The 25,291-nt window shown below is 66.8% G+C and carries 25 protein-coding genes; 18 read left to right on the forward strand and 7 right to left on the reverse strand.

Annotated features, from left to right (window positions below; all coding sequences use genetic code 11):
• The first annotated feature begins 25 nt into the window (after positions 1-25).
• The 17 genes from sufC to QNJ30_12620 all read left to right on the forward strand — a co-directional run bounded on the left by sufC (position 26) and on the right by QNJ30_12620 (position 16,017).
• Positions 26-772, forward strand: coding sequence for a Fe-S cluster assembly ATPase SufC (gene sufC, locus QNJ30_12540; GenBank protein MDJ0944292.1), 747 nt, complete (start codon positions 26-28; stop codon positions 770-772).
• 20 nt (positions 773-792) lie between these two features.
• On the forward strand, positions 793-2,145 hold the full coding sequence (gene sufD, locus QNJ30_12545; GenBank protein ID MDJ0944293.1) for a Fe-S cluster assembly protein SufD: 1,353 nt from the start codon (positions 793-795) through the stop codon (positions 2,143-2,145).
• Positions 2,142-3,407, forward strand: a complete 1,266-nt coding sequence (locus QNJ30_12550) for a cysteine desulfurase (GenBank protein MDJ0944294.1) — start codon at positions 2,142-2,144, stop codon at positions 3,405-3,407. Before sufD ends, QNJ30_12550 begins: the two co-directional genes overlap by 4 nt.
• Before the next feature lie 13 nt (positions 3,408-3,420).
• Entirely contained in the window at positions 3,421-3,876 is a 456-nt protein-coding gene (locus QNJ30_12555; protein MDJ0944295.1) for a SufE family protein, read from the forward strand.
• Positions 3,877-3,889: 13 nt separating this feature from the next.
• Complete coding sequence (locus tag QNJ30_12560; protein MDJ0944296.1) at positions 3,890-4,282, forward strand: SUF system Fe-S cluster assembly protein; 393 nt, start codon at positions 3,890-3,892, stop codon at positions 4,280-4,282.
• Positions 4,283-4,322: 40 nt separating this feature from the next.
• Positions 4,323-4,658 carry an iron-sulfur cluster assembly accessory protein gene (locus QNJ30_12565; GenBank protein ID MDJ0944297.1) on the forward strand — a complete coding sequence of 112 codons (336 nt, stop codon included), beginning with the start codon at positions 4,323-4,325 and terminating at the stop codon, positions 4,656-4,658.
• A gap of 36 nt (positions 4,659-4,694) precedes the next feature.
• Positions 4,695-5,447 carry an FAD-binding oxidoreductase gene (locus QNJ30_12570; GenBank protein MDJ0944298.1) on the forward strand — a complete coding sequence of 251 codons (753 nt, stop codon included), beginning with the start codon at positions 4,695-4,697 and terminating at the stop codon, positions 5,445-5,447.
• Between the two features lie 599 nt (positions 5,448-6,046).
• Positions 6,047-6,574 carry a prepilin peptidase gene (locus QNJ30_12575; protein MDJ0944299.1) on the forward strand — a complete coding sequence of 176 codons (528 nt, stop codon included), beginning with the start codon at positions 6,047-6,049 and terminating at the stop codon, positions 6,572-6,574.
• A gap of 3 nt (positions 6,575-6,577) precedes the next feature.
• Entirely contained in the window at positions 6,578-7,540 is a 963-nt protein-coding gene (gene cpaB, locus QNJ30_12580) for a Flp pilus assembly protein CpaB (protein MDJ0944300.1), read from the forward strand.
• Entirely contained in the window at positions 7,537-8,964 is a 1,428-nt protein-coding gene (locus QNJ30_12585) for a type II and III secretion system protein family protein (GenBank protein MDJ0944301.1), read from the forward strand. The genes cpaB and QNJ30_12585 overlap by 4 nt, the downstream gene beginning before the upstream one ends.
• A gap of 3 nt (positions 8,965-8,967) precedes the next feature.
• Positions 8,968-9,648, forward strand: coding sequence for a CpaD family pilus assembly lipoprotein (locus QNJ30_12590; GenBank protein ID MDJ0944302.1), 681 nt, complete (start codon positions 8,968-8,970; stop codon positions 9,646-9,648).
• Positions 9,645-10,922: a P-loop NTPase gene (locus tag QNJ30_12595; protein MDJ0944303.1), complete on the forward strand. Its 1,278-nt coding sequence runs from the start codon at positions 9,645-9,647 to the stop codon at positions 10,920-10,922. Before QNJ30_12590 ends, QNJ30_12595 begins: the two co-directional genes overlap by 4 nt.
• Before the next feature lie 50 nt (positions 10,923-10,972).
• Positions 10,973-12,601, forward strand: a complete 1,629-nt coding sequence (locus QNJ30_12600; GenBank protein MDJ0944304.1) for a CpaF family protein — start codon at positions 10,973-10,975, stop codon at positions 12,599-12,601.
• A 12-nt stretch (positions 12,602-12,613) separates the two neighbouring features.
• Positions 12,614-13,606, forward strand: coding sequence for a type II secretion system F family protein (locus tag QNJ30_12605; GenBank protein MDJ0944305.1), 993 nt, complete (start codon positions 12,614-12,616; stop codon positions 13,604-13,606).
• Entirely contained in the window at positions 13,603-14,568 is a 966-nt protein-coding gene (locus tag QNJ30_12610; protein MDJ0944306.1) for a type II secretion system F family protein, read from the forward strand. Before QNJ30_12605 ends, QNJ30_12610 begins: the two co-directional genes overlap by 4 nt.
• A 252-nt stretch (positions 14,569-14,820) precedes the next feature.
• Positions 14,821-15,375: a pilus assembly protein gene (locus QNJ30_12615; GenBank protein MDJ0944307.1), complete on the forward strand. Its 555-nt coding sequence runs from the start codon at positions 14,821-14,823 to the stop codon at positions 15,373-15,375.
• Positions 15,376-15,405: 30 nt separating this feature from the next.
• Positions 15,406-16,017: a TadE/TadG family type IV pilus assembly protein gene (locus tag QNJ30_12620; GenBank protein ID MDJ0944308.1), complete on the forward strand. Its 612-nt coding sequence runs from the start codon at positions 15,406-15,408 to the stop codon at positions 16,015-16,017.
• Between the two features lie 335 nt (positions 16,018-16,352).
• Here QNJ30_12620 and QNJ30_12625 read toward each other — a convergent pair whose 3' ends face one another.
• The 4 genes from QNJ30_12625 to QNJ30_12640 form a co-directional block, all read right to left on the reverse strand.
• Complete coding sequence (locus QNJ30_12625; protein ID MDJ0944309.1) at positions 16,353-17,093, reverse strand: ribonuclease activity regulator RraA; 741 nt, start codon at positions 17,091-17,093, stop codon at positions 16,353-16,355.
• Positions 17,094-17,307: 214 nt separating this feature from the next.
• Positions 17,308-18,480 carry an isovaleryl-CoA dehydrogenase gene (locus tag QNJ30_12630; protein ID MDJ0944310.1) on the reverse strand — a complete coding sequence of 391 codons (1,173 nt, stop codon included), beginning with the start codon at positions 18,478-18,480 and terminating at the stop codon, positions 17,308-17,310.
• A 65-nt stretch (positions 18,481-18,545) separates the two neighbouring features.
• The gene (locus QNJ30_12635; protein ID MDJ0944311.1) at positions 18,546-19,010 is read right to left on the reverse strand and encodes a PaaI family thioesterase; all 465 of its coding nucleotides are present in this window, start codon (positions 19,008-19,010) and stop codon (positions 18,546-18,548) included.
• 84 nt (positions 19,011-19,094) lie between these two features.
• On the reverse strand, positions 19,095-19,505 hold the full coding sequence (locus QNJ30_12640) for a MerR family DNA-binding transcriptional regulator (GenBank protein MDJ0944312.1): 411 nt from the start codon (positions 19,503-19,505) through the stop codon (positions 19,095-19,097).
• Positions 19,506-19,797: 292 nt separating this feature from the next.
• Between QNJ30_12640 and QNJ30_12645 the strand changes: the two genes are divergently transcribed.
• Positions 19,798-20,937 carry an SMP-30/gluconolactonase/LRE family protein gene (locus QNJ30_12645; protein MDJ0944313.1) on the forward strand — a complete coding sequence of 380 codons (1,140 nt, stop codon included), beginning with the start codon at positions 19,798-19,800 and terminating at the stop codon, positions 20,935-20,937.
• Between the two features lie 184 nt (positions 20,938-21,121).
• On the opposite strand, the gene QNJ30_12650 is transcribed toward QNJ30_12645, so the two are convergent.
• From QNJ30_12650 to QNJ30_12660, 3 genes are read right to left on the reverse strand one after another with little or no spacing between them, the layout of a single operon-like run.
• A complete protein-coding gene (locus tag QNJ30_12650) occupies positions 21,122-21,514 on the reverse strand; it encodes a DUF393 domain-containing protein (GenBank protein MDJ0944314.1) in 393 nt (130 codons plus the stop codon).
• A 32-nt stretch (positions 21,515-21,546) separates the two neighbouring features.
• Positions 21,547-22,941 (reverse strand): magnesium transporter, encoded by a 1,395-nt coding sequence (gene mgtE / locus QNJ30_12655; GenBank protein ID MDJ0944315.1) that lies wholly within the window; start codon positions 22,939-22,941, stop codon positions 21,547-21,549.
• Between the two features lie 4 nt (positions 22,942-22,945).
• Positions 22,946-25,246 carry an NADP-dependent malic enzyme gene (locus QNJ30_12660; protein MDJ0944316.1) on the reverse strand — a complete coding sequence of 767 codons (2,301 nt, stop codon included), beginning with the start codon at positions 25,244-25,246 and terminating at the stop codon, positions 22,946-22,948.
• Positions 25,247-25,291 lie beyond the last annotated feature (45 nt).

Here is a 25,291-nt window from a genome sequence, read left to right on the forward strand (position 1 = left end):
CAAGCGCAGGAGAAGACGGAACACAATGCTGGACATCAAGAACCTTCACGCCACGGTCGACGGCAAGCCGATTCTTAAGGGCATCGACCTCTCGATTGCGCCGGGCGAGGTCCACGCCATCATGGGGCCCAACGGCTCCGGCAAGAGCACCCTGGCCTACATCCTCACCGGGCGCGAAGGCTACGAGGTGACCGAAGGACAGGTCCTCTTCGAGGGCCAGGACCTGCTGGAGCTGGAGCCCGAGGCGCGGGCAGCCGCCGGCGTCTTTCTGGCCTTCCAGTACCCGGTGGAGATCCCCGGCGTGCCCAACACCACCTTCCTCAAGGAGGCCGCCAACTCGGTGCGCAAGGCGCGCGGCGAAAAGGAGCTCGACGCCCTAGGTTTCCTGAAGTTCGTCCGCGAGAAGACCAAGGCCCTGGGGATCAGCGACGAGATGCTGAAGCGGGCCGTCAACGCCGGCTTCTCCGGCGGGGAGAAGAAGCGCAACGAGATCCTGCAGATGGCGGTCCTGGAGCCCAAGCTGGCGGTGCTCGACGAGACCGACAGCGGCCTCGACATCGACGCCCTCAAGACCGTGGCCGACGGGGTCAACGCCCTGCGCGGCCCGGCGCGCTCCATGCTGGTCATCACCCATTACCAGCGCCTGCTGGAGTACATCGTGCCCGACCGTGTCCATGTCCTGGCCCAGGGCCGCATCGCCAAGTCGGGCGGCAAGGAGCTGGCGCTGGAGCTGGAGGAGAAGGGCTACGCCGAGTTCACGGCGGCGGCCTGAGGGCGACGGGCGAGAGACCGATGGCAAAGACCATGACCGACACGACCGCGCTCCAGCCCTACCTGGCGCACCATGAGGCCCTGCAGGCGCGAGCACAGTCTGCGGGCTGGCTCGGCGGCCTCCGCGACCGGGGGATGCGGCAGCTGGCCGAGGCCGGCCTGCCGACTCCGCGGCTCGAGGCCTGGAAATACACCAACCTCCGCCCGCTGCAGAAGCACGACTTCGCAGCGGCACCGGCCGAGAGCGACGACGTGCAGATCGACCGCATCCCCTCGCTGCAGCCGGCGGCGGAGACGACCCATCGCCTGGTCTTCGTGAACGGCCGCTTCCGCGACGATCTCTCGCATTTGGGGTCGCTGCCCGCGGGCGTGACCGTCGGCAGTCTGGCCGACCTGCTCCGCGACCAGCCGCAGCGGCTCGAACCGCACCTCGGCCAGCTCGGCCGCCTCGAGCAGCTGCCGATGTTGGCGCTCAACACGGCCCTGATGGAGGACGGCTTCGTCCTGCTGCTCGATGACGGTGTGGTCCTGGCCGAGCCGATCGACGTCGTCTTCATCGCTGCTGCCGACGCCCGGGCGTTGGCCTTCCACCCCCGCAACCTCCTGGTCCTGGGGCGCGACAGCGAGGCCACGGTGCTGGAGCACCACGCCGGACAGGGCACGCAGGCGACGCTCTCCAACCTGGCCACCGAAGGCTGGATCGGCCCCGGCGCTCGTCTGCGGCACTACCGCAAGCAGGAGGAGACCCGCGCCGCCTTCCATCTCGCCTCGGCCCAGCTCCGGCTGGCGCGGGACGCCAGCTACGATTCCTTCGTGCTCTCGACCGGCGCCCGCCTGTCGCGCAACGAGGTCAAGGTCGAGCTGGCCGGTGAAGGCGCGGAGTGCCATCTCAACGGCGCCTACCTGATGCGCGGCGAGCAGCACTGCGACACCACCACGGTGGTCGAGCACAAAGTGCCGCACACCACCTGCCGAGAGATGTTCCGCGGCGTGCTCGACGACTCGGCCCGGGCGGTCTTCCAGGGCCGGATCGTGGTCGAGCCGGACGCCCAGAAGTCCGACGGCCATCAGCTCTGCCAGACCCTGATCCTCTCCGACCGGGCCGAGATCGACGCCAAGCCCGAGCTCGAGATCTACGCCGACGACGTCAAGTGCAGCCACGGCGCGACCGCGGGCGAGCTCGACGACGCCGCGCTCTTCTACCTGCGCTCGCGCGGCATCCCGGAGGCTCGGGCCCGGCACATCCTGATCGAGTCCTTCCTGGGCGAAGCGGTTCAGCGGATCGCGGCCGAAGGGCTCTGCCCGGCCCTGCTCAGCAGCGTCGCCAACTGGCTTGCCCAGACCCACGACGAGACCCACGGAGAGGCAGCATGACCGGCATCGCCATGAAGGTCGGACCGGGCCACAATTCCGGCACCGGCTTCGACGTTGAGCGGATCCGGGAGGACTTCCCGATCCTGGGGCGGCAGATCTACGGCAAGCCCCTGGTCTACCTGGACAACGGCGCCAGCGCCCAGAAGCCGCGGGCGGTGATCGATCGCCTGCGCCAGGTCTACGAGGAGGAATACTCCAACGTCCACCGGGGCGCCCACTTCCTCAGCAGTCTGGCGACTGACGCTTTCGAGCAGGCGCGCAGCACCACCGCGGCCTTCATCAACGCGGCCAGCGACGAGGAAATCGTCTTCACCCGCAACGCCACCGAGGCGATCAACCTGGTCGCCCACAGCTACGCCGGGGCCTTCCTCGAGGAAGGCGACGAGATCGTGATCTCGGCCATGGAGCACCACGCCAACATCGTGCCCTGGCAGCTGCTTCGCGACCGCCTGGGCCTCGTCCTCAAGGTCGCACCGATCAGCGACCGGGGCGAGCTCCTGATGGAGGACTTCGAGCGGCTGCTCGGGGCCCGGACCCGGCTGGTCGCGATCACCCACTGCTCCAACGTGCTCGGCACCGTCAACCCGGCCAAGGAGATCATCCGCCTGGCCCATGACCGGGGCGTCCCGGTGCTGCTGGACGGCGCCCAGGCGGCGGTCCACGGCAAGGTCGACGTGCGCGACCTCGACGTCGACTTCTACGCCTTTACCGGCCACAAGCTCTACGGACCGAGTGGAATCGGGGTGCTCTACGGCAAGGCCGAGCTGCTCGACAAAATGCCGCCCTACCAGGGCGGCGGCGAAATGATCGAGACCGTCAGCTTCGAGAAGGCGACCTTCAAGGCCGCACCGCACCGCTTCGAGGCCGGCACCCCGCCGATCGCCCAGGCCATCGGGCTGGGCGCTGCCATCGACTACGTGACGGGGCTGGGCATGGAAAACATCGCCCGGCACGAGGCCGAGCTCCTCGCTTACGCCAACGAGCGGCTGGCCGAGATCGCCGGCCTGCGGATCCTCGGCCAGGTGCCCGGCAAGGCGGCTATCGTCTCCTTCGTGGTTGACGGCATCCACTCCTACGACGTGGCGACGATTCTGGACCGGGCCGGGGTGGCGGTGCGGGTCGGCCATCACTGCGCCGAGCCGCTGATGGCGCGCTTCGGCGTCGACGCGACCTTGCGGGCCTCCTTCGGTCTTTACAACACCCGCGCCGATGTCGATACGATGGTTGCGGCGCTCCACAAGGCCAAAGCGGTTTTCGGCTGATCCCGGGGGTTTCATGACACTGGAGAAGTATCAGGAGTTCGCGGAAACGCTGGAGGCCATCGACGACGAGGAGATGCGCTTCGAGTACATTCTCGACCTGGCCAAGCGGCATCGGGACGATCCCTTCCCCGAGGCCTGGATGACCGAGACGAACCTGATGCACGGCTGCATGTCGAAGGTCTGGATCGTCGACCGTCCGAAGGACGGCCGGCACTACTTTCGCGGCCATTCGGATGCCGCCATCGTCAAGGGCCTGGTGTCGATGATGGCCGAGGCCTTCAGCGGTCTGACCGGCGAGGAGCTCCAGGCCCTGACCCTGGACCATATCCGGCGGCTGAACCTGGGCGCCCTGACCATGCAGCGCCAGGTCGGCATGATGGCCATGCTCAAGCACCTGCAGAAGCTCGGCCGGTCGGAGGACGGCCTGGTCGAGGCGCCGGGCGCGGTCGAGAGCTCCCTTCGGGCATGAGGAGGCTGTGACGATGTTCCCCGGCTATTTCGGCGCCAGCCCGAGCGAGACCGAGGGCCTGACCGCCAGGGCCGGCACGCCGCTCGACCCGGCGGCCAGCCCGGTCGCGACCCGGGAGGCCGTGATCGATGCGGTCCGCGAGGTCTACGACCCCGAGATCCCGGTTAACATCTACGAGCTGGGCCTGATCTACGATCTCCAGGTCGAGGCCGACGGCAGCGTCCTGGTGACCATGACCCTGACCGCCCCGGCCTGCCCGGTGGCTGGCGAGATGCCCCAGCAGGTCGCCGACGCCATCGCCGCGGTCGCGGGCGTCGGCGAGGTCCAGGTGACCCTGACCTGGGAGCCGGCCTGGACCAAGGAGCGGATGTCGGAGGACGCCCGCCTGGCCCTGGGCTTCTTCTGACCCCATATGAGCATCAGCGAGTAAGAGATTGATGGAACCCATGTCCAAATCGATGATCACGCTGACCGAGGCGGCCGCCGAGCGGGTCCGTTCGCTGATTGCGCGGTCGGAGAATCCGGTCCTCGGGCTGCGGGTCGGGGTCAAGACCCGCGGCTGCTCCGGCCTCAGCTATTTCGTCGAATACGCCGAAGAGCAGAAGAAGTTCGAGGACGTGGTCGAAGACAAGGGCGTCAAGATCTTCATCGACCCGACGGCCGTGATGTTTCTGATCGGTACGGAAATGGACTATGTCGAAGACAAGATCCAATCGGGCTTCGTCTTCAATAACCCCAATGAAAAGAACCGCTGCGGCTGTGGTGAGAGCTTCAGCGTCTGAGCCTTCGCGCCGATCCGCCGGCGAAGGGTTCGGGACGTGACCGGGGGCGACGACCTGCCTCGCCGGTGCCTCGTGGCGCGGGTCGCCGAGCTGACCCGACTCGCCCGAGACATCACCCTGCTGCGGCTGGATCCCGGCGCCGCCGGCGCCTTCCGCTTCCGCGCCGGTCAGTACGCCCGGCTGTCCTTCGGCGACCTGCCGCCGCGTGATTACTCGATCGGCAGCCGCCCCGACGAGGCGCTGCTGGAATTCCACATCCGCGATACCGGCGACGGGGGCTCCAGCTCCTATGTCGCCGAGATCCTGCGCGAAGGCGACTCGGTCGGCCTCGAAGGTCCTTATGGCGAGGGCTTCCTGCGCGAAGCCGATCCTCGCCCGATCCTGGCCATCGCCGGCGGCGCCGGACTGGCCCCGATGAAGTCCATCGTCGAGACCCTGCTCGCCGGCGGTGCGACCCAGGAGATCCTGCTGTATTTCGGGGTACGGCGGGACGCCGACGTCTACCTCGAGGGCGCGCTCGAGGCGCTGGCCCGGCGGTACCGCAACTTCGGCTTCCACATCGTCCTCTCCGAGGCCCCGCCGGGCAGCGGCTTTCGTCGCGGCCTGGTCTCCGATGCGGTCGCCGAGGACCTGGACGACCTGGGCCGCTATACGGCCTATGTCGCCGGACCCCCGCGGATGGTCGAGGCCACCCGCAGCCTCCTGACCCGGCGCGGCCTGCCCCTCGACCGAATCTACGCCGATCCCTTCCTTGCCAAGGCCGATCTTCTGCCCCAGGGCGGCTCCTGAAGGCGGCCATACCGGCAACCTTGCGCGCCGCAGGGCCCGCGACCGGGGCTGAGCGCAACGACGACTGAGATCGGCACCCCAGCATCTCGACCGAGACGTGTCCGGCCTTGGAGCGGTGCCCAAGGCCCGTTCCGATCCAGCATTGCCGTGCAATACTTGATTAACCTTAATAGAAAATAACTAACTAATAAATGATCCTTAAAACTAAACATGCTTAATATTCTTTATCGTTTGTGCCTAATCCTATCGTCTAGAGACATCCTTAAGTGGTTTTTAACTTTTCTAATTAAGTATTCCCCTTCGATTACGTTCGTCGGAGGGAAGAGGCAAGATGTTGAAGAACCTTCGAGCTATCGCCAAGTGCGCGTTCGCCGCGGCCGCCGAGGCGACGGCGGCCGAAGGTTCGCTTCCGAGGCCCGAGGGGCCGGAGGCATCCGAACCCGGTGCGCGCGCCAGCGCGTGAGTGCCGGGGGGATCGAGCCGATTCCAGACGTACTGACTCAACCCGTTGGCCCGGGAGGTTAGCTCCCCGGCCTTCTACGAAGGAGATGGGAGCCGCTCGTCGCCATCGAGGTGATGGAGCCCCGGAGCCAAGCTAGATGTCTGTCGCAATCAACATCTCACAGTTTGCGATCCTCGTGTTCGCCGGTCTGGTCGTCTGGGCGGCGGTCACCGACGTCCGCAGCTTCCTGATCCCGAACCGGATCAGCGCAGCCATCGCTTTGCTCTATCCGGCCTATGTCATCGCCGCGCCCCAGCCCATTGACTGGACCGGCGCGCTGATCGTTGCCGGCGCCACCCTGGCGGTCGGCTTCGTGATGTTCGTGATCACCTTTCGCGGCAGCTCGCTCATGGGCGCCGGCGATACCAAGCTCCTCGCCGCCTGCGCATTGTGGGCCGGACCCGGCTTGATGCTCGAGCTGGTCGTCATCATGGCCCTGGCCGGCGGCGTCATCGCGATCTTCACCTGGCTGCGTCATCGGCCCGCCGCTGCGACCTCGAACCTCGCGGCGACGGCCAACGGAGTCATGACGTTTCTGCGCATTCCCTTTGTGAGGCTGCCCTACGGCCTGGCGATCTGCTCAGGCGCACTTTACGTGGCGGTCGGCTTACTTCTTGGAGTCTAAGCAATGTCGATGAGGGTCATCGTCCTGGTCGGAGTCGCCGTCCTCCTCGCTGGCGGCTCGATGCTCATGATGAAGAACATGATGAACCGGCCCGATCCACAGATCGCCGTGCCGGCGCCGAAGCCGACGCACGAAACCTTCGTGCTGGTCGCGGCACGCAATCTGCCGACCGGGACGCTCGTCAACGAACGGGACCTGCGCTGGCAGGCCTGGCCCGACGAGTCGCTCGCCAACAGTTATCTGGTCAAAGGCGAGTTCGACAGCGCCGAACTGCACGGCGGCGTCGTCCGCGACGGGATCCTCGAGGGCCAGCCGATCGCCCAGGCCCGGGTGATCAAGAGCGGCGAGCGCGGTTTCCTTGCCGCCGTCCTGCAGCCCGGGTTTCGCGCCAAGTCGATCAAGATCGGCGCGGCCACCGGCGTTGCCGGCTTCATTCATCCGGGTGACCGGGTCGACATCATCCTGTCGCACACCATCCGCACCCAGGACAACAAGCGGCGCCGGGCCAGCGAGACGATCCTGGAGAACGTCAGGATCCTGGCGATCGACCAGCGCACCGACGATCAGGACGGCCAGCCCAAGATCGGCAAGACCATCACCTTGGAGCTGACAGCCAAGCAGGTCGAGGTGACCACGGTGGCGCAGTCCCTGGGCAGCCTCTCGCTCAGCCTGCGCAGCTTGGCCGAGGACCAGGAACAGCTCCGGCAGATGGCGGCGGGCGAACTCGACCCGGACGAGCTGCAGGAGGGCCCGGCACGTCCGGCGCGCACCTACACCTGGGAGAACGAGGTCAGCCTGCTCGTTCCCTGGGCCAACTCCGAGGGCCTGACGGTCGCCCGCGGTTCCGAAGTCATGCGTATCTCAAGCAACGGCAAACAAGAAATGCTCAGCACCGGCGGTAGTTCGTCGGACAGCGACGGGGAAGGCGCTCCCGGTGAAACCCAGTCGGCGGAGGCGCCCGAATGATCACTACAACCAACACCAAAGCCAGAGCCCTGCTCGCCGGCCTAGCGGTCCTGGCGGCAGCCCTCTGGTCCGAACCGACGGCCGCGCAGAGCGATCGGATGGAGCTGGAAGTCGACGAAGGCCAGGTCATCCGCCTTCCCCGGCCCGCCCAGAACGTGTTCATCGGTAATCCGAAGGTCGCTGATGTCACGGTCATGTCGCCGCGCATCATCTACGTCTTCGGCAAGCGGCCGGGCGGAACCACGTTCTACGCGATCGACGCCAACGAGCGGATCATGACCAAGCGAGAGGTCGTGGTCGGCCACAACCTTGCCCGCCTCCGCGAAGAGCTCAATCGGATCATGCCCGACGGCCAGATCCAGGTCGCCTCGGTCAACGGCGGCATCGTGCTCCGGGGCGAGGTCGAGACCGAGCGCCAGTCCGAGGACGCCAAGCTGCTGGCCCAGCGGTTCCTCACAGACGACGAAGAGCAGGTCGTCAACAGGCTTCGCGTGACCATGCCCAACCAGGTCTCGATCCGGGTGCGGGTCGCCGAGGTGACCAAGAACCTCCTGGAGCAGCTGAGCATGAGCTGGGAGAACTTCTACGACGGTCAGTTCCTACTGGGCGTGGCGACGGGCAACCCGGTGCTGCTGAGCACCGCGGCCGGCTCCGCCGCACTGAGCCCGCCCCTGTCCAATGACTCCACCTACATCACCCGGACCGGCACCGAGGTCGATTCCATCTACGGCGGCGAAGACTTCGGCGACTTCGACATCAACGGCGTCATCGATATCCTCTCCGAGGACGGCCTGGTCACCATCCTGGCCGAGCCGAACCTGACCGCCGTCTCGGGCGAGACCGCCAGCTTCCTGGCCGGCGGTGAGTTCCCGATCGCCATCGCCACCGACGACACGATCACCATCGAGTTCAAGGAGTTCGGCGTCAGCCTGGCCTTCACCCCGACGGTCCTGGACGACCGCAGGATCAGCCTCCTGGTCCGTCCGGAGGTCAGCGAGCTGGCGACCGAGAACGAGGTCACGGTCGGCAACTTCGTGGTCCGCGCCCTCTTCGTGCGACGGGCGGAGACCACGGTCGAGCTGGGGTCGGGCCAGAGCTTCGCGATCGCCGGCATGCAATTCGAGAACTCCAGCTACACCCTGGACAAGACACCGGGTCTGGCCGACATCCCGATCCTGGGTGCGCTGTTCAGCAGCAAGCGCTTCCAGCGAGACGAGACCGAGCTGGCGATCATCGTCACCCCCTACCTGGTGACGCCGAGCAACGTGCGCCTGGCGACACCGATGGATCGCTACACCCGTCTGCGCCAGCCGCCGCGGGGCAGCTCGGACGCCGTGCCGGTGGCCCGCAAGACGGTGCCCCTGCGGCCCTCGGTCGGAGTCGCCGGCCGTCCGGCCAACGCTGCCGGCTTTATCGTGGAGTAAGTCATGACCATCAAGCAACGCTTCCTCACTCGTACACTGCTGCCGGTCCTGGCCTTGCTCCCGATGACCGCCTGCGCCGGCTTCGACGGCAGCATCAACGAAGGGCTCCTCCCTCTGGCGTCCTGGAGTCCCACGGAATGGGATGCCCCCGCCCAGGCGGAGTGGGTCCGGCTTCGACATCGCGTCGCCTTCGGCAGCGATTCCATGGAGCTTGACCGGGTCGAGCGGGAGCGCCTCGCGGCCTTCCTGCAGGAATCCAAGGTGACCGCACGAGACGACGTCTTCGTTTCGGCGCCGCGCGCGAGCGACGGGACGATCGATCCCACCGATCTCGCCCGGCTGGATGCGATCCGCGGCGAGCTCAGGATCCTCGGCCTCAACGTGCAGGAGGGCGCCGACGATCCCCTGATCGCCCCTGACAGCATCGGCATCGTGATCCGCCGGGCCGTCGTCATGATGCCGGATTGCGAAGCCGAGGAAGCGATCATTCCCGGTGTCCGGCCCGAGCTCCGCGTCGGCTGCGCGACCGCCTACAACCTGGGCGCCATGGTGGCCTTTCCGGAAGACCTGATCGAGGGCCGCGGCCTCAGCCCGGCAGACGGCACCAAGGGTGCGACCTCGGTCGAGCGCTACCGGACGGACAAGGTCAAGAAGATCGAGAGAGAGAGGACGAGCGACCTATGAGCATCGCGGAACAAACCAGCCTGCCTGAAACGGCAAGCAGCGTGAATGCGGACTGCGTCGCCTTCGTCAATGACGGACAGACGCACAACGTGGTCGCGGGCGTGCTCGGGGACATGTTCACCACCCCCCTGGTGCTCGACGGCGGCACGAAGGAGTCCCTGCAGTATCTGATGGAGGTGATGACGCCTCCGCGGATCATGATCGTCGACCTGGGGGAATCCAATGCCCCCCTGGCGGCAATGCTGTCGCTGACCACCGCCTTCACCGACGAGACCAAGCTGATCGGCATCGGCACGGTCAACGACGTCAGCCTCTATCGCGAGCTGATCGGCGCCGGCGTCTCCGACTACCTGGTGAAGCCGGTCACCGAGAAGGCCCTGACCGCCGCCATCACGCGGGCGCAGCAATCCGCGCAGCCGGTCCAGGAAGCGACCCAGGCCGACGCGCAGGAGACCAAGCGCATCGCCGTGATCGGGTCGCGCGGCGGCGTGGGCGCCAGCACGGTCGCCGTGAGCCTGGCCTGGATCTTCGGTGAGGAGCGGAAGAAGAAGACGGTGCTGCTCGATCTCGACCTCGAGTTCGGGACCGTCGCGCTGGCTCTCGACCTGGAGCCGACGCGCGGCCTGCGGGAGGCGCTGGAGACCCCGGCGCGGATCGATAGCCTGTTCATCTCCAGCGCCATGGCCAAGGTCAGCGAGCACCTCAGCGTGCTCGCGACCGAGGAGACCCTGCGCCTGGAGACCAACTTCGACCCCTCCGCCATCGATGTCCTCTTCGAGGCCCTCAGCCGGGGCAATGAATGCGTCGTCATCGACCTGCCAAGGCCGGCCTTCGCCGTGCGCGAGCGGGTGCTGCAGCAGGCCACCGACGTGATCCTGGTGACGGAGCTCACCCTGGCCGGTCTGCGGGATTCCATCCGGATCCTCAGCTCGGTGGACGAGGCGGCGCCAAACGTGCCAGTCACCGTGATCGCCAACCGCTCCGGCGGCTCGCACGAGGCGGTCAAGAAGGCCGAGTTCCAGAAGGCCCTGGGCCGCAAGGTCGACTTCCTGATGCCCGAGGACTCCAAGGCCTTCACCAAGGCCGCCAACAGCGGCAAGCCGCTGGTGGTCTCGGCCAAAAGTAGCAAGGCGGTGAAGCTGATCCGCCAGGTTGCCGACAAGCTCGGCGCCGAGGAGGAGCCCAAGGCCCCGACCAAAGGCAAGGGCAAGGCCAAGGCGCCGGCGGCCGGCAAGAAGATGTCGTTCAGTCTGTTCAAGAAGAAGCCAAAGTAAGGCCGGGTCGACGTCGAGCCGGTTCAACGAGAGCTAGGTAAGGCTGCAATATGACTGCAATTCCACGGACCAACGGCGCTGGACAGCCTCAACGTCCCCAGGGACCGGGCGGCGGAGATCAGGGAACGGACCTGTCGCCGCACCTCGAGCGGCTCAAGCCCGTCGTTCTCGAAGCCTTCGCCGACGACGACGTCAGCAAGCTGCCCCGGCCGCAGCTGGCGATTCGCATGGGCGAGATCGTCACCGCGGCCCTGGACCAGGGCGAAGAGCACGTCGACCTCCTGACCCGCCGGCTGGTGGTCACAGAGCTGATCAGCTGGCTGCTCCAGGCGGGGCCCTCGGCCGCCGGGCCGATGTCCCCCAGCGGCGGCGGTGAGGAGAAGCAAGAGGTCTATACGGCCAAGAAGAAGACCACGACGCCGCTGCCCACGGTCGAGAAGGCGCGCGAGAAGATCCAGCCGATCGTGCTGGAGCGGATCGACGTCACCGCAGCCACCAAGCTGCCCCGCGACGAGCTGGGCATGCAGATCGGCGACATCCTCAAAGAAGTGCTCGACGAAGAGCGGATGCGCCTCAACGCGGTCGAGCAGGAGCAGCTCGTCGAGCTGCTGCTCGACGACATGCTGGGCCTGGGGCCCCTCGAGCCCCTGCTCGCCGACGAGCTCGTGACCGACATCATGGTCAACGGCCCCAAGCAGACCTACGTGGAGCGCGGCGGCAAGCTCGAGCTGACCGACGTCGTGTTCCGCAACAACGAGCACCTTCTGAACGTCTCGCGCCGCATCGTCTCCCAGATCGGCCGGCGCGTCGACGAATCGACGCCGATGGTCGACGCCCGCCTGCTGGACGGCAGTCGTGTCAACATCATCATCCCGCCGCTGGCGATCGACGGCGCCTCGATCTCAATTCGTAAGTTCGCCAAGAAGGGCATCACACTCGACATCATGGCGCAGCAGGGCAACATCTCCGACAAGATGTGCGCGGTCCTCAAGGTCGCCGCCCGCAGCCGCCTCAACATCCTGATCTCCGGCGGTACCGGCTCCGGTAAGACCACGCTCCTGAACGCCCTGTCGCAGATGATCGACCAGGGCGAGCGCATCGTCACCATCGAGGACGCAGCCGAGCTCCAGCTGCAGCAGCCTCACGTGGTCCGGCTGGAGACGCGGCCGGCCAACCTCGAGGGCGAAGGCGAGGTCACGATGCGAGACCTGGTCAAGAACTCCCTGCGTATGCGTCCAGACCGGATCATACTCGGTGAGGTGCGTAGCGCCGAGGCCGTCGACATGCTTCAGGCCATGAACACCGGCCATGACGGCTCGCTCGGCACGGTCCACGCCAACCGACCGCGCGAGGCGCTGACCCGTCTGGAAAACATGGTCGGCATGGCCGGTATCAACCTGCCGAGTAAGGCCGTGCGTACCCAGATCGCCGCGGCGCTCGACCTGATCGTCCAGATCAGCCGGATGCGCGACGGCGTGCGTCGCGTCACCAGCATCGCCGAGGTCGTCGGCATGGAAGGCGACGTGATCACCACGCAGGAGCTCTTCAACTTCAAGTTCGAGGGCCAGGATACCCAAGGCCAGATCACGGGTGTCTTCAAGTCGACCGGTCTCCGTCCGCACTTCACCAGCAAGGCCGCCTACTTCGGGCTCGACAAGGTCCTGCTGGAATCCATCTAGGGGCAAGGGTTCATGTTCGAATCATTCGGCCAACAAGAGCTCATACTCACCCTGATGATCGCCGCCGCTGTGGGTTTGCTCCTGCTCGCGGCCTTCTCCGGGGTGGACAAGAACTACCTGCGCCGCATCGAGCGCGCGAAGGGCAACGTCGAGGCCTCCACCGACAAGGGTAAGGACGGCGCGGTCAACGTCCGGCTGTCGACCTCTTACAGCGACATCGCCGCCCTCGACCGGATCATCCGGAACCTGCTGCCAAACCCCGAGATGCTGCGGCAGCGCCTGAAGCGCGCCGCCGTCAAGTTCTCGCTGGGAACTTACCTGGCGATTTCCGGAATCCTCGGCTGCGCGGTCTTCGGGATCGCGTCGATAGTCGGCCTGACGCCGCTCCCCGCCAACATCCTGATCGGCCTCGGCTTCGGCATCGGCGTGCCGCACATGGTCATCGGCTACCTCATCAAACGGCGGCAATCGAAGTTCCTCAACTTCTTCCCGGATGCCATCGAGCTCATGGTCCGCGGCATCAAGTCCGGACTGCCGGTTTCCGAATCCATCACCAACGTCGGCACCGAGATCCAGGATCCCGTCGGCGAGGAGTTCCGGATCATCACCGACGCGGTCAAGTTCGGCCGGACCCTGGAAGAAGCCATGTGGGAAGCGGCCAACAGGCTGGACCTCCAGGAGTTCAAGTTTTTCACGATCAGCCTGGCGGTCCAGGCCGAAACCGGCGGCAACCTTGCCGAAACCTTGAACAATCTGGCTGACGTTCTGCGCGGCCGGCGCCAGCTGAAGCTCAAGATCAAGGCGCTGTCCTCCGAGGCCAAGGCGAGCGCGATGATCATCGGCGTCCTCCCCTTCGTGATGGGCGGCATGATCTACCTCGTCAACCCCAACTACATCATGAAGCTCTTCATCGATCCCCGGGGCCACATGCTCTTGGGAATCGGCCTCTGCTCCTTCGTGGTCGGCATCGGCGTCATGATCAAGATGGTGAAGTTCGAGATATGAACCCCTTCGACTCCATAGGACAGGAAGAGATCGTCATTGCCATGGCGGGCCTTTCGGCCCTGGTCATGACGATTGCAGTCTGGTCGGCCCTGGTCGTTCGGGATCCCTCGCAGCGGCGCATGAAAGAGATGTCCGACCGACGCCTCCAGCTCAAGGAAGGCATCATGGTGACGCCGCGGCGGCGCCAGAAGCTGCAGGCGACGACCGTGATGCGTCAGGTCGTCGACCGGCTGAAGCTGCTCCGATCCGCGCAGGGCGACAAGCTTGCCCGCCGGCTCTCGCAGGCCGGCTGGCGATCGAAGGACGCCGTGGTCCGCTTTCTCTTTGCGAAGCTCGCCCTGCCTTTCGTCTTCGGCGGCATCTCCCTCTTCGTCCTCTATGTCCTGGAGCTCTACAACCTCGACAACCTCCAGAAGATGGTCGCGGTCCTGGGCCTGACCGTTTTCGGGACCTATGCGCCGGAGATCTACGTCAAGAACACCATTCAGAAGCGCTGGGAACTGATCCGCAAGGCGCTGCCCGACGCGCTCGACCTGATGGTGATCTGCGCCGAGGCGGGCCTCAGCCTGGATGCCACCATGCAGCGCGTCTCCGAAGAAATGTCGGAGGCTGCTCCCGAGCTCTCCGAGGAGTTCGGCCTGACCGCGGCGGAGCTCAGCTTCCTGCCGGACCGCACGACCGCCCTCGGCAACACCAAGGAACGGGTCGATCTGCCCGCCATGCGCGGTCTGGTCAACTCGCTCATTCAGTCCGAACGCTACGGCACCCCGCTCGCCCAGTCGCTCCGCGTCCTCGCGGCCGAATCGCGAAACGAACGCGTGATGAAAGCCGAGGAGAAGGCAGCAAGGCTGCCGGCGATGCTCACGGTGCCGATGATCGTCTTCATCCTGCCGCCGCTCTTCATCGTGCTGATCGGGCCGGCGGGACTGGATATCGCCGACGCGCTTGGCAACTTCGGATGACCGTGGGCCGAGCGCGCAGGCAGAGATTACGGCCGGCGTAAGCCGGAACGATAAGACGGGCCGGACGACGGTGGCCCGAATCCTACGGCATAAGACGAAGACGGACGATTGGAGTTTTCTTTAGAACACCTCCCGGTCCGGGAGGACGGGTAGTCCCGGAGGGAGTCCTTCTTGGAGGGGAAGAAGATGCAGAAGAACGCTAGGAAAGCCACTCCTATCAAACGATTCTTTAGGGATCGGCAAGGTGCCAGCATGGTCGAGATGGCGATCGCCTTTCCGGTCTTCATCCTGATGCTCGTCGGCGTCGTCGAGCTGTCCATGCTGATGTTCGTTCAGATTGCGGTCGAAGGCGGTCTGCGCGAGGCCTCCCGCTTCGGGATCACCGGCCAGACCCCGGGCGGCGAAGTGACCCGGGAGCAGAAGATTGCCGAGATCGTCGTGGACCACGCCCAGAGCCTCGTGGAGATCGAGCCGAGCGACATCGAGCTCCTGGTCTACAACGACTTCTCGTCGGTCGGCCAGCCGGAACCCTACATCGATGCCGACCCCAAGGACGGCGCCGACTTCAAGGAAGGCAAGGACGAGTTCGTGCCGGAGATGCACGACAAGAACGGCAACGGTACCTGGGACGAAGATCAGGGCGACTCCGGCCAGGGCGCCGGCGCCTCCGGCGCCATCGTTCTCTACCGGGTCAACTTCGACTGGCCTTGGATGACGCCCTTCTTCGCCGCCGCCGCGAGCAGCGAAAAGGTCACCCTCGAAGCTGCGATCACGGTCCGCAACGAACCCTGGCCGGACGAGGGCTGAGCCGCGGGCCAAGCAGATGGGAGAAAGCAAATGACCGCAAAGATCTCGAGCACGACCTACCTGAGCCGACGCGGCAGCGAGTTCGGACGCCAAGAGCGCGGCGGCATCCTGATCGAGTTCGCCTTCGCCCTGCCGGTCCTGGTCACCCTGATTCTGGGCACGGTGAACACCGCGATGTACATCCTGCTGCACCAGAGGATGGACCGCGCCGCATCCTCCATTTCCGACCTCGTGGCGCAGCCGGAGAACATCACCCACGCCGAAGTGAAACTGGCCTACGACGCGGCGGAGCATCTCTTCGGCAAGGTCTTCGACCTCAAGACCAACGGGCACGCCATCGTCACCTCGGTGCGCGGCGGCACCACGGACGATCCGCCGTCGCGGATCAACTTCCAGATCCACAAGGAGTGCGACAGCAGCACCTACAGCAGCACGGTCGGCTCCAAGGAAGACGAAGAGGCGACGCTGCCGGACGGCCTGGACCTCCAGCCGGGCGAATCGGTGATCGTCGCCGAGGTCTATTACGAATGGGAACCGATGTTCTTCGGTGACCTGATCGAGGCCGGCACTCAGTACCACGTCGCCTTCCGGCGACCGCGTCTGGGTGCGGGCGTCCTGGCCGGCGGCATGACCTGCAGCTGACCGGCCACGGCTGACGGCTTTCCTGGGCAAGGGGGCCGGGGCGGCATCGCCGACCCTGGCCCGTTTGCCTGCCCGCCGCTTGGCCCCGAGGCGCCTGCCTTCAACCCGAGGCAATGCAACCCGCTCTATCCATCCCGAGCAAAGAAACTGCCTGCGCTGATCCCAATCCAACCGGGCGAAGACGGTTTGATCTATTTCATATAGATAGAGCAGCGTGTCTGCGTTCGAATGAACGCAGGCTGCTCCAACCATTTCTCACCGTGGCCATGGTCTGCAACAGCGCCGCCCACTGGGTCGGATCCCGGCGCAGAGCGTGACCACGGTGGAAACACAGGCTAGTCCTCCTGAGTCTCGCGCCAGGCCTCGTAGGCGCGCAAGGTCTCGTCGTCGGGGGGATAGAGGCCCTTGACCGGCGCGCCCTCCTCGATCCGCTTCTGCACGTAGCGTTCGAAGCGCTCCTGCTCGACCCCGGCGGTCGCGACCTCGTTGGCCAGGGCCCGCGGCACCACGACCACGCCGTCCTCGTCGGCCAGCATGATGTCACCGGGCATGATCGCCACGCCGCCGCAGCCGATCGGCTCCTGCCAGCCGGCGAAGACCAGGCCGGCGATCGAGGGCGGCGCCGAGGCGCCGGTGCAGTAGACCGGGAAGGACAGGGCCTTGACCGCAGAGATGTCGCGCAGCGGGCCGTCGCAGACCACCCCCAAGCCGCCGCGGGCCTGGATCCTGGCCACCATGATGTCGCCCAGGGTCGCGCAGTCGGCGCTCTCCCGGGCATCGACGACCACGATGTGACCGGGCGGCAGGGCTTCGATCGCGTCCCGCAAGGAGCCTTCCTGGGTGTAGCTCTCGGGCGTACCCAGATCCTCGCGCAGCGGCAGAAAACGGATGGTGAAGGCCTCGCCCACCAGGCGCCGGTTCGCGGCATGCCCGGGCGGATGCAGCGATGCCGGACCCTTGAGCCAGCAGCGGCGGATCCCGCGCTTCAGGAGCTGCATCGAGACCGTCGCCGTGGTGACCGACGACAGCGCAGCCAGGGTTTCCGGCGTCACTTCCGGCAGGTCAGAATCGACCATTCTCGGTTGCTCCCCACGCAGATCCGCCAGCGATCCTAGAGCACGATGATGTGAGGTCAAATCGACCCCTTGTCTGGATCGTGCTCCGACCATTGCAATAGAGCGGGTTTCAGGCTTGAAGTCCAATCGACTTCAAATCGTCCCGCTCCAGGACCGAGCACCGCCAAGACCTATGGAACGATGCCCTTGGGGCAGGATTGTGGCGCAAGCGTCCTCAGCGGGTCTCCTCGAAGAGCTCGCGCCCGATCAGCATCCGGCGGACCTCGCTGGTGCCGGCGCCGATTTCGTAGAGCTTGGCGTCGCGCAACAGGCGGCCCGTCGGGTAGTCGTTGATATAGCCGTTGCCGCCCAGGCACTGGATCGCCTCGAGGGCCATCCAGGTCGCCTTCTCGGCCGCATAGAGGATTGCCCCGGCGGCGTCCTTGCGGGTGGTCTCGCCGCGGTCGCAGGCCTTGGCGACCGCGTAGACGTAGGCCTTGCTGGCGTTCATGGTGGTGTACATGTCGGCCAGCTTGCCCTGCATCAGCTGGAAGGCGCCGATCGGCTTGCCGAACTGCTCGCGCTCGTGGACATAGGGCACGACGATGTCCATGCAGGCCTGCATGATGCCCAGCGGTCCGGCGGCCAGCACGGCGCGCTCGTAGTCGAGGCCGCTCATCAGCACGCCGACCCCTTCTCCGACCTGGCCCAGGACGTTTTCCTCCGGCACCTCGCAGTCCTCGAAGACCAGTTCGCAGGTGTCGGAGCCCCGCATCCCGAGCTTGTCGAGCTTCTGGGCCGTGCCGAAGCCCTTGAAGCCCTGCTCGATCAGGAAGGCGGTGATGCCGCGCGACCCGGCCGCCGGATCGGTCTTGGCATAGACCACCAGCACCTCGGCGACCGGGCCGTTGGTGATCCACATCTTGCTGCCGTTCAGGACGTAGCGGTCGCCCTGCTTCTCCGCCCGGGTCCGCATGCCGACCACGTCCGAGCCGGCGCCGGGCTCGCTCATCGCCAGGGCGCCGACGTGCTCGCCGGAGACCAGCTTCGGCAGGTAGCGCCGCTTCTGGTCCTCGCTGCCGTTGCGCCGGATCTGGTTGACGCAGAGGTTGGAGTGGGCGCCGTAGCTGAGCCCGACCGAGGCCGAGGCCCGGCTGATCTCCTCCATCGCCACGCAGTGTTCCAGGTAGCCCATGCCGGAGCCGCCGTAGTCCTCCTCCACCGTGATGCCGAGCAGGCCCAGCTCGCCCAGCTTCGGCCAGAGCTGGCGCGGGAAGAGGTTGTCGCGGTCGGTCGCTTCGGCCAGGGGCGCGATCTCGTCGGCCGAGAAGCTCATCACCGTGTCGCGGAGCAGGTCCGCCGTCTCGCCCAGGTCGAAGTTCAGGGAGGGCAGCTGGTTCGGTATCATCGCATCCAATCCAAGAAAGAATTTCCAAGCCCCGAAAGCAGCGCCGCCAGCGGCGGCCGCTCCGGTCAGCCCGGAAGGGGCATGTCCGAGCGCCCGTCCAGGCGCATGATGGTCTGCAGGCCTTTCGCGCAGAGCTTAGCCCCCCCGGGCGCCACCGCGAAGACCTCCAGGTCGCAGAGGGTCAAAGTCCGGCCCGGGCGCAGGACCCGGCCGACCGCCCGCAGCAGCTCGCCCTCGGCCGGCGCGACCAGATTGATCTTGTATTCCACGGTCAGCACCGAAGCCTCTCGCGGGAAGAGGCTGAAGGCGGCATAGCCGCCCGCCGAGTCCGCGACAGTGCTGGTCGCGCCGGCGTGGAAGAAGCCGTGCTGCTGCGTCAGGTCGTCGCGGAATGGCAGCTCGATCTCGACGTGGCCGGGCGCGACTAGGCTGAGCCGAGCACCAATAAGCCCCATGATTCCCTGACGTTGGAAGCTGTCCCTGACCCGCCGTTCGAAGTCCGGATCGGGCGGCTCAAAGCTGGGCGCCATTGCCGCCTCCCTCCTGCGCCGACCGCGAGACCAGGGCTTGTCCGCGCCCGCGGTCGGCCACCTGCCAGGGCCCCTGCGCCGGCGTCATCCGGCACTCCTCCGCCGTCGCGTCCGGGCCTCGCCCTTCAGGCTGCGCAGCCGCCTGCGGCAGTCCCGGGCCACGCCGTCCAGGTCCCGGAGGCTGGCCTCGATGTCCCGCTGCTTGGCCAAGAGATCGGCGCGCCGGGCCGCTATCTTGTCCAGCAGGAAATCGAGCTGCCTGGCCTCGCCGCGCGGCTCGTCGTAGAGCGCCAGGATCTCGGCGATCTCGGCCAGGCTGAATCCCAGGCGCTTGCCGCGCAGGATCAGCTTCAGCCGGGTCCGGTCGCGCTCCCGGTAGATCCGCCGCTGCCCCTCTCTCAGCGGCCGCAGAAGGCCGTGGTCCTCGTAGAAGCGGATCGCCCGCAGGGTTGCCCCGGACTCCCGCGCCAGCTCGCCGATGCCGTAAGGCTCCATGACGGCGAAAGTACCTTACGTTTACGTAAAGGTAAAGTACGAAATACTTGTCGGACCGCTGGCACCCTCGCCGCAGGACGGCGGCTTTCTTGCGGACCGCAATCTCCTGGGGCATGCTACTGGCGCGATAAGAGCGCGGCAGGGGCTAAACCAGAATCAAGAGGGTCGGGCTCCCGGGCTCCCGGATCTCGGGACTCCGCGGTCCCCAGCCAAGCCCCGGCGCCGGAGGCGGAGCGCCACGGACCTGCGCTCCCGTCCGGGTTCCACCGCTCGAAAACTGGGAGGAAAGTCCATGCACCGTGTGCAAGAACACGAATTCGTCGACCTGTCCACGCCCAAGCAAAACGGCGACGAGGAGCGGCCCGCACTCGACCGGCGCGGCTTCCTCGCCGCTGCGACGGCGCTTGCGGCCGCCACCTCTATGGCGCCCTCGGCCTTTGCCCGCAACTTCGGGCCCGATGCCGAGCCGGTCCGCTACCCGGATCCGGACATCGTCGTCCTCGACAAGCGCTTCAAGGCAAAGCTGGGCAACACGCCGATCCAGCGCCTCCACCAGGGCACGCTCTGGGCCGAGGGGCCGGCCTGGAGCGGGGTCGGCCGCTACCTGCTGTGGAGCGACATCCCCAACAACGAACAGCTTCGCTTCATTGAGGAGGACGGCCACGTCGCTCGTCGCTTCCGCTATCCCTCGCACAACAGCAACGGCAACACCTTCGACTTCCAGGGCCGGCAGATTTCCTGCCAGCACGACACCGGCCACGTCGTGCGCTACGAGCCCAGCGGCGAGGTCACAGTGCTGGCCAGCAACTTCGAAGGCGAGCGCTTCAACGCGCCCAACGACGCGGTGGTGCACCCGGACGACGGGTCGATCTGGTTTACCGATCCGGGCTACGGCGGCCTGATGAACTACGAGGGCACCCGGCACAACACCGGCTCGGTGCAGCCCTTCCGCAAGGAAGCGGTCTACCGCATCGACGCCAAGACCGCGAAGATCACCAAGGTCGCGGACCAGCCCTTCAAGCCCAACGGCCTCTGCTTCTCGCACGACTACAAGCGGCTCTTCGTCGCCGACACCGGCGCCAGCCACTACTCGGAGGCCAAGAACATCATCTGGGGCTTCGACGTCAATGGCGACAAGCTGGACAAGGCCCAGACCTTCGCGGACATGGAGCTCGACGGCAAGGCTGGCTTCGCCGACGGCATCCGAGCGGACGAGGACGGCAACATCTGGTCCAGCGCCGGCTGGGTCGGCGACGGCTACGACGGCGTGCACGTCTTCGCGCCCAACGGCGAGCGCATCGGCCAGATCCGCCTGCCGGAAATCTGTTCCAACGTCTGCTTCGGCGGGACCAAGCGAAACCGGCTGTTCATGACCGCCAGCCAGTCGCTCTATTCGGTCTTCGTCGAGACCAAGGGCGCTCACATCACCTGAGCCAACGCGGCGAGGCTCACTGGCGCACTCCGGCGTGTCACCCCCTCCCGCGCGAAGCGCCGTGCTACGTATCCCTCCCCCATCAAGGGGGAGGGAGAACACTCCGACCGCCACCTGAACTAGCCCTCCCCCTTGATGGGGGAGGGTTGGGAGGGGGTGAGATCGCGACCGATCAGACTGGCGCTTAGCCGGCCCCGCGCCGTGCTCGCCAGAGGTTCCAGCGGTAGAGGCAGAAGGCCAGGGCCTCATAGCCCAGATAGGCGAGTTGCCGGACGACGGGCAGGCGCAGCAGGCAGGCCCGCCGGCGATAGGCCGGCAGCTCGTCCCAGATGGCGATGAAGGCGTCGATCCCGACCAGGATCCGGCCGTCCTCGTCGACCGTGTGCAGACGGTACCAGACGTCATCGCGCGTCACCCCCTGGGCGGCGAGCGCCGTCTCGTCCTGGTTGATGTCCTGCCAGTCGAGCCCGCAGACGTCGCCCGACTGGCTCGCCCGATAGGCGTGGATGCCGGCGCTGCAGACCGGGCAGCGTTCGTTGTAGTAGGTCTTCAGCTTGTGGCCCGACTCCTGCGCCATAGTCGGGAGATGGGCTCCCACCGTCGGCTTTTCTACAGCAGGAAGGCCGCCGCCAGGCCGAGGAAGGCGAGGAAGCCGATGACGTCGGTGACCGTCGTCAGGAAGACGCTGGAGGCGACCGCCGGATCGACCCCGAGCTTCTCCAGCCCGATCGGGATCAGGGTGCCGAAGAGCCCGGCGACGACCATGTTGATGACCATCGCTGCGGCGATCACCGCGCCGATCTGCGGCGACTGGAACCAGAGCCAGGCGACCCCGCCAGCCAGGACCGCGAAGAGCACCCCGTTGACCAGGCCGACCAGCAGCTCCTTGCCGACGAAGCGCTGCGCGTTGGCCGCGGTCAGGTCCTTCATGGCCAGGGCCCGGACCGCAACGGTCAGGGTCTGGGTCCCGGCGTTGCCGCCCATCGAGGCGACGATCGGCATGAGCACCGCCAGGGCCACCACCTGCTGGATGGTGGCCTCGAAGAAGCCGATCACCACCGAGGCGAGAATGGCGGTGATCAGGTTCACCACCAGCCAGCTCGAGCGGTGCTTGGTGGTCTCCCAGAAGGCGCTGTAGAGGTCGGTCTCCGATACGCCGCCCAGCTTCATCAAGTCCTCTTCGGCCTCCTCGTCGATCACGTGCACCACGTCGTCCACGGTAATCGTGCCGACCAGGCGCCCGGCGTCGTCGATCACGGGGGCCGAGACCAGGCCGTACTGGCGGAAGAGGTAGGCGACCTCCTCCTGGTCCATGGTCAGGGGCACCGGGCGCATCTCCGGTTCCATGATCTCGGTGATCCGGACCGGCCGGCGGGTGCGCAGGACCCGGCTCAGGGGGATCGAGCCCAGCGGCTTGTGCTTGGGGTTGACGACGAAGAGGTCGTAGAAGTCGGTCGGCAGGTCCTCGGAGGCGCGCATGAAGTCGATGGTCTCGCCGACCGTCCAGGCCGCCGGCACCGCCACGACCTCCCGCTGCATCAGGCGCCCGGCGGAGTCCTCCGGATAGCTCAGGCCTTCTTCGAAGAGGTGGCGGTAAGCCAATGGAAGTGCTGCAAGAATCCGACGCTGAAAATCCTCCTCCAGGTCCTCGAAGACCTCGAAGGCGTCGTCGCTGTCGAGCTGCATCAGGCCGCGGGCCAGGTTGCGCGGCCCCAGCTGCTCGATCACCTCCTCCCGGATCCAAGGATCCAGGTAGGCGAGGGCTTCGGCGTCCAGCCCGGCGCCGAGGATGTCGACCGCCAGCCGGCGCTCCTCCTTGGTCAGGGCCTCGAGCAGGTCGGCGAGGTCGGCCGCATGCAGCGGCTCCAGGCGGCGCTCGACCGCCTCGACCCGGCCCTCGGCCAGGGCCTCCTCGACACCGAGGATCAGCTCGTCCGGAAGGCCGTAGTCCTCCGGCGGACCGTCTTCGTGCGGCGCCTCGAACTCGGGCGGCGTGGCGCTCATTGCGTCAGGCGCCCGTCTCGGCGGCCGAGGTTCGGGCGGCGAAGTCCTGGGCGTCAACGGTGGCGACCGCAGTCATATTGACGACCCCGCGCGCCGTCACCGAGGTGGTCAGGATGTGCGCCGGCTGCGCGGTGCCGATCAGCATCGGCCCGACCGGCAGGCCCTCGCCCAGGGACTTCATGAGGTTGTAGGCGATGTTGGCGGCATCCAGGTTGGGCAGGATGAAGAGGTTGGCCGCGCCCTCCAGCCGGGAGTTCGGGAAGATATGGGCCCGCGCCTCGGGATCGAGCGCGATGTCGGCATGCATTTCGCCTTCGATCTGAAGCGCCGGCGCCTTCTCGTGAATCAACCGCAAGGCCGCACGCATCTTCTTGGCCGAGGGGGTGTTGCGGGTCCCGAAGTTGGAGTGGGACAGCAGCGCCACCTTGGGCTCGAAGCCGAAGGTCCCGACCTTGGCCGCCGCCATCAGGGCCATCTCGGCGATCTCCTCGGCGGTCGGGTCGTGGCTCACGTGGGTATCGGCCAGGAAGAAGGTGCCGCTCGGCAGGATCATCAGGGTGAGGGCGGAGACGTCCCTCACCCCCTCGGCCTTGCCGAGAACGCTCAGGATGTAGTCGAGGTGGCGGACGTAGCGGCCCTGCACGCCGCAGATCATGGCATCGGCGTAGCCGAGCTTGACCGCCAGGGCGGCGATCACCGTGCCCCGGGTCCGCACCACGGTCTGGGCATAGGCCGGCGACACGCCCTTGCGGCCCATCAGGTCGTGGTAAGCGGACCAGAACTCCCGGAAGCGCGGATCGCTCTCCGGATTGATCAGCTCGAAATCGCGGCCCTCGACCAGGCGCAGGCCGAGCCGCTCGATCCGGTCCTTCACGACCTTGGGCCGGCCGACGACGATCGGCGCGGCCAGGCCTTCGTCCACCACCACCTGCAGGGCGCGCAGCACCCGCTCGTCTTCGCCCTCGGCATAGGCGATGCGCTTCGGCGCCTCCTTGGCCTGGGTGAAGACCGGCTTCATCACCAGGCCCGAGCGGAAGGCGAACTGCACGAGCCTCTGCCGGTAGGCGCCGAAGTCCTCGATCGGCCGGGTCGCCACGCCGCTGTCCATGGCTGCCCTGGCCACGGCCGGGGCCAGCTCGAGAATCAGCCGCGGATCGAAGGGCCGTGGGATCAGGTAGTCCCGGCCGAAGCCCGTCTGGCTGTCCCCGTAGGCCTTGGCCACCACCTCCGAGGTCTCGGCCATGGCCAGGTCGGCCAGGGCCCGCACGCAGGCCAGCTTCATCTCCTCGTTGATCTCGGTCGCGCCGACGTCCAGCGCGCCCCGGAAGATGAAGGGAAAGCAGAGCACGTTGTTGACCTGGTTCGGATAGTCGCTGCGGCCGGTGGCGATGATCGCGTCCGGCCGCGCTGCCTTGGCCTCGTCGGGCATGATCTCCGGCACCGGGTTGGCCAGCGCCATGATGATCGGCTCCTCGGCCATGCGCTCGACCATCTCGGGCTTGAGGACCCCCGGCGCCGAGAGGCCAAGGAAGACGTCGGCGCCCTCGATCACCTCGTCGAGGCGCCGGGCCTCGGTCCTCTGGGCGAAGGGCGCCTTCCAGCGGTCCATCAGCGCGCTGCGCCCCTCGTAGACCACGCCCTCGATGTCGGTGACCCAGATGTTCTCCCGCTTCATGCCCATCGACAGCAGCAGGTTGAGGCAGGCCAGGGCCGCCGCCCCCGCCCCCGAGGTCACCAGCTTGACCTTGTCGATCTCCTTGCCGACCAGCCGCAGGCCGTTGTAGATCGCCGCGCCGACGATGATCGCCGTGCCGTGCTGGTCGTCGTGCAGCACCGGGATCTTCATCCGCGCCTTGAGCTTGTCCTCGACCTCGAAGCATTCCGGCGCCTTGATGTCCTCGAGGTTGATCCCGCCGAAGGTCGGCTCCAGGGCGGCGACCACCTCGACCAGCTTGTCGGGATCCAGCTCGGCGACCTCGATGTCGAAGACGTCGATGCCGGCGAACTTCTTGAAGAGGACCGCCTTGCCCTCCATCACCGGCTTGGCCGCCAGGGGGCCGATCGCGCCCAGGCCTAGGACGGCGGTGCCGTTGGTCACCACCGCCACTAGGTTGCCGCGGCCGGTGAAGGCCGCCGCCTCGGCCGGCTCGGCGGCGATGGCCTCGCAGGCGGCCGCGACGCCCGGCGAATAGGCCAGGGCCAGGTCGCGCTGGTTGGACAGCGGTTTGGTCGCGGTGATCTCGAGCTTTCCGGGTCTGGGCAGGCGGTGATAGGTCAGCGCTGCGGTCTTCAGATCCTCGGCCATGGCGCCGTCCCCCTTCTCGCCCTGCGAATCCCCGGCTGGCGCTAC

The sequence above is a fragment of the Kiloniellales bacterium genome (assembly GCA_030066685.1).
GTDB lineage: Bacteria > Pseudomonadota > Alphaproteobacteria > Kiloniellales > JAKSBE01 > JAKSBE01.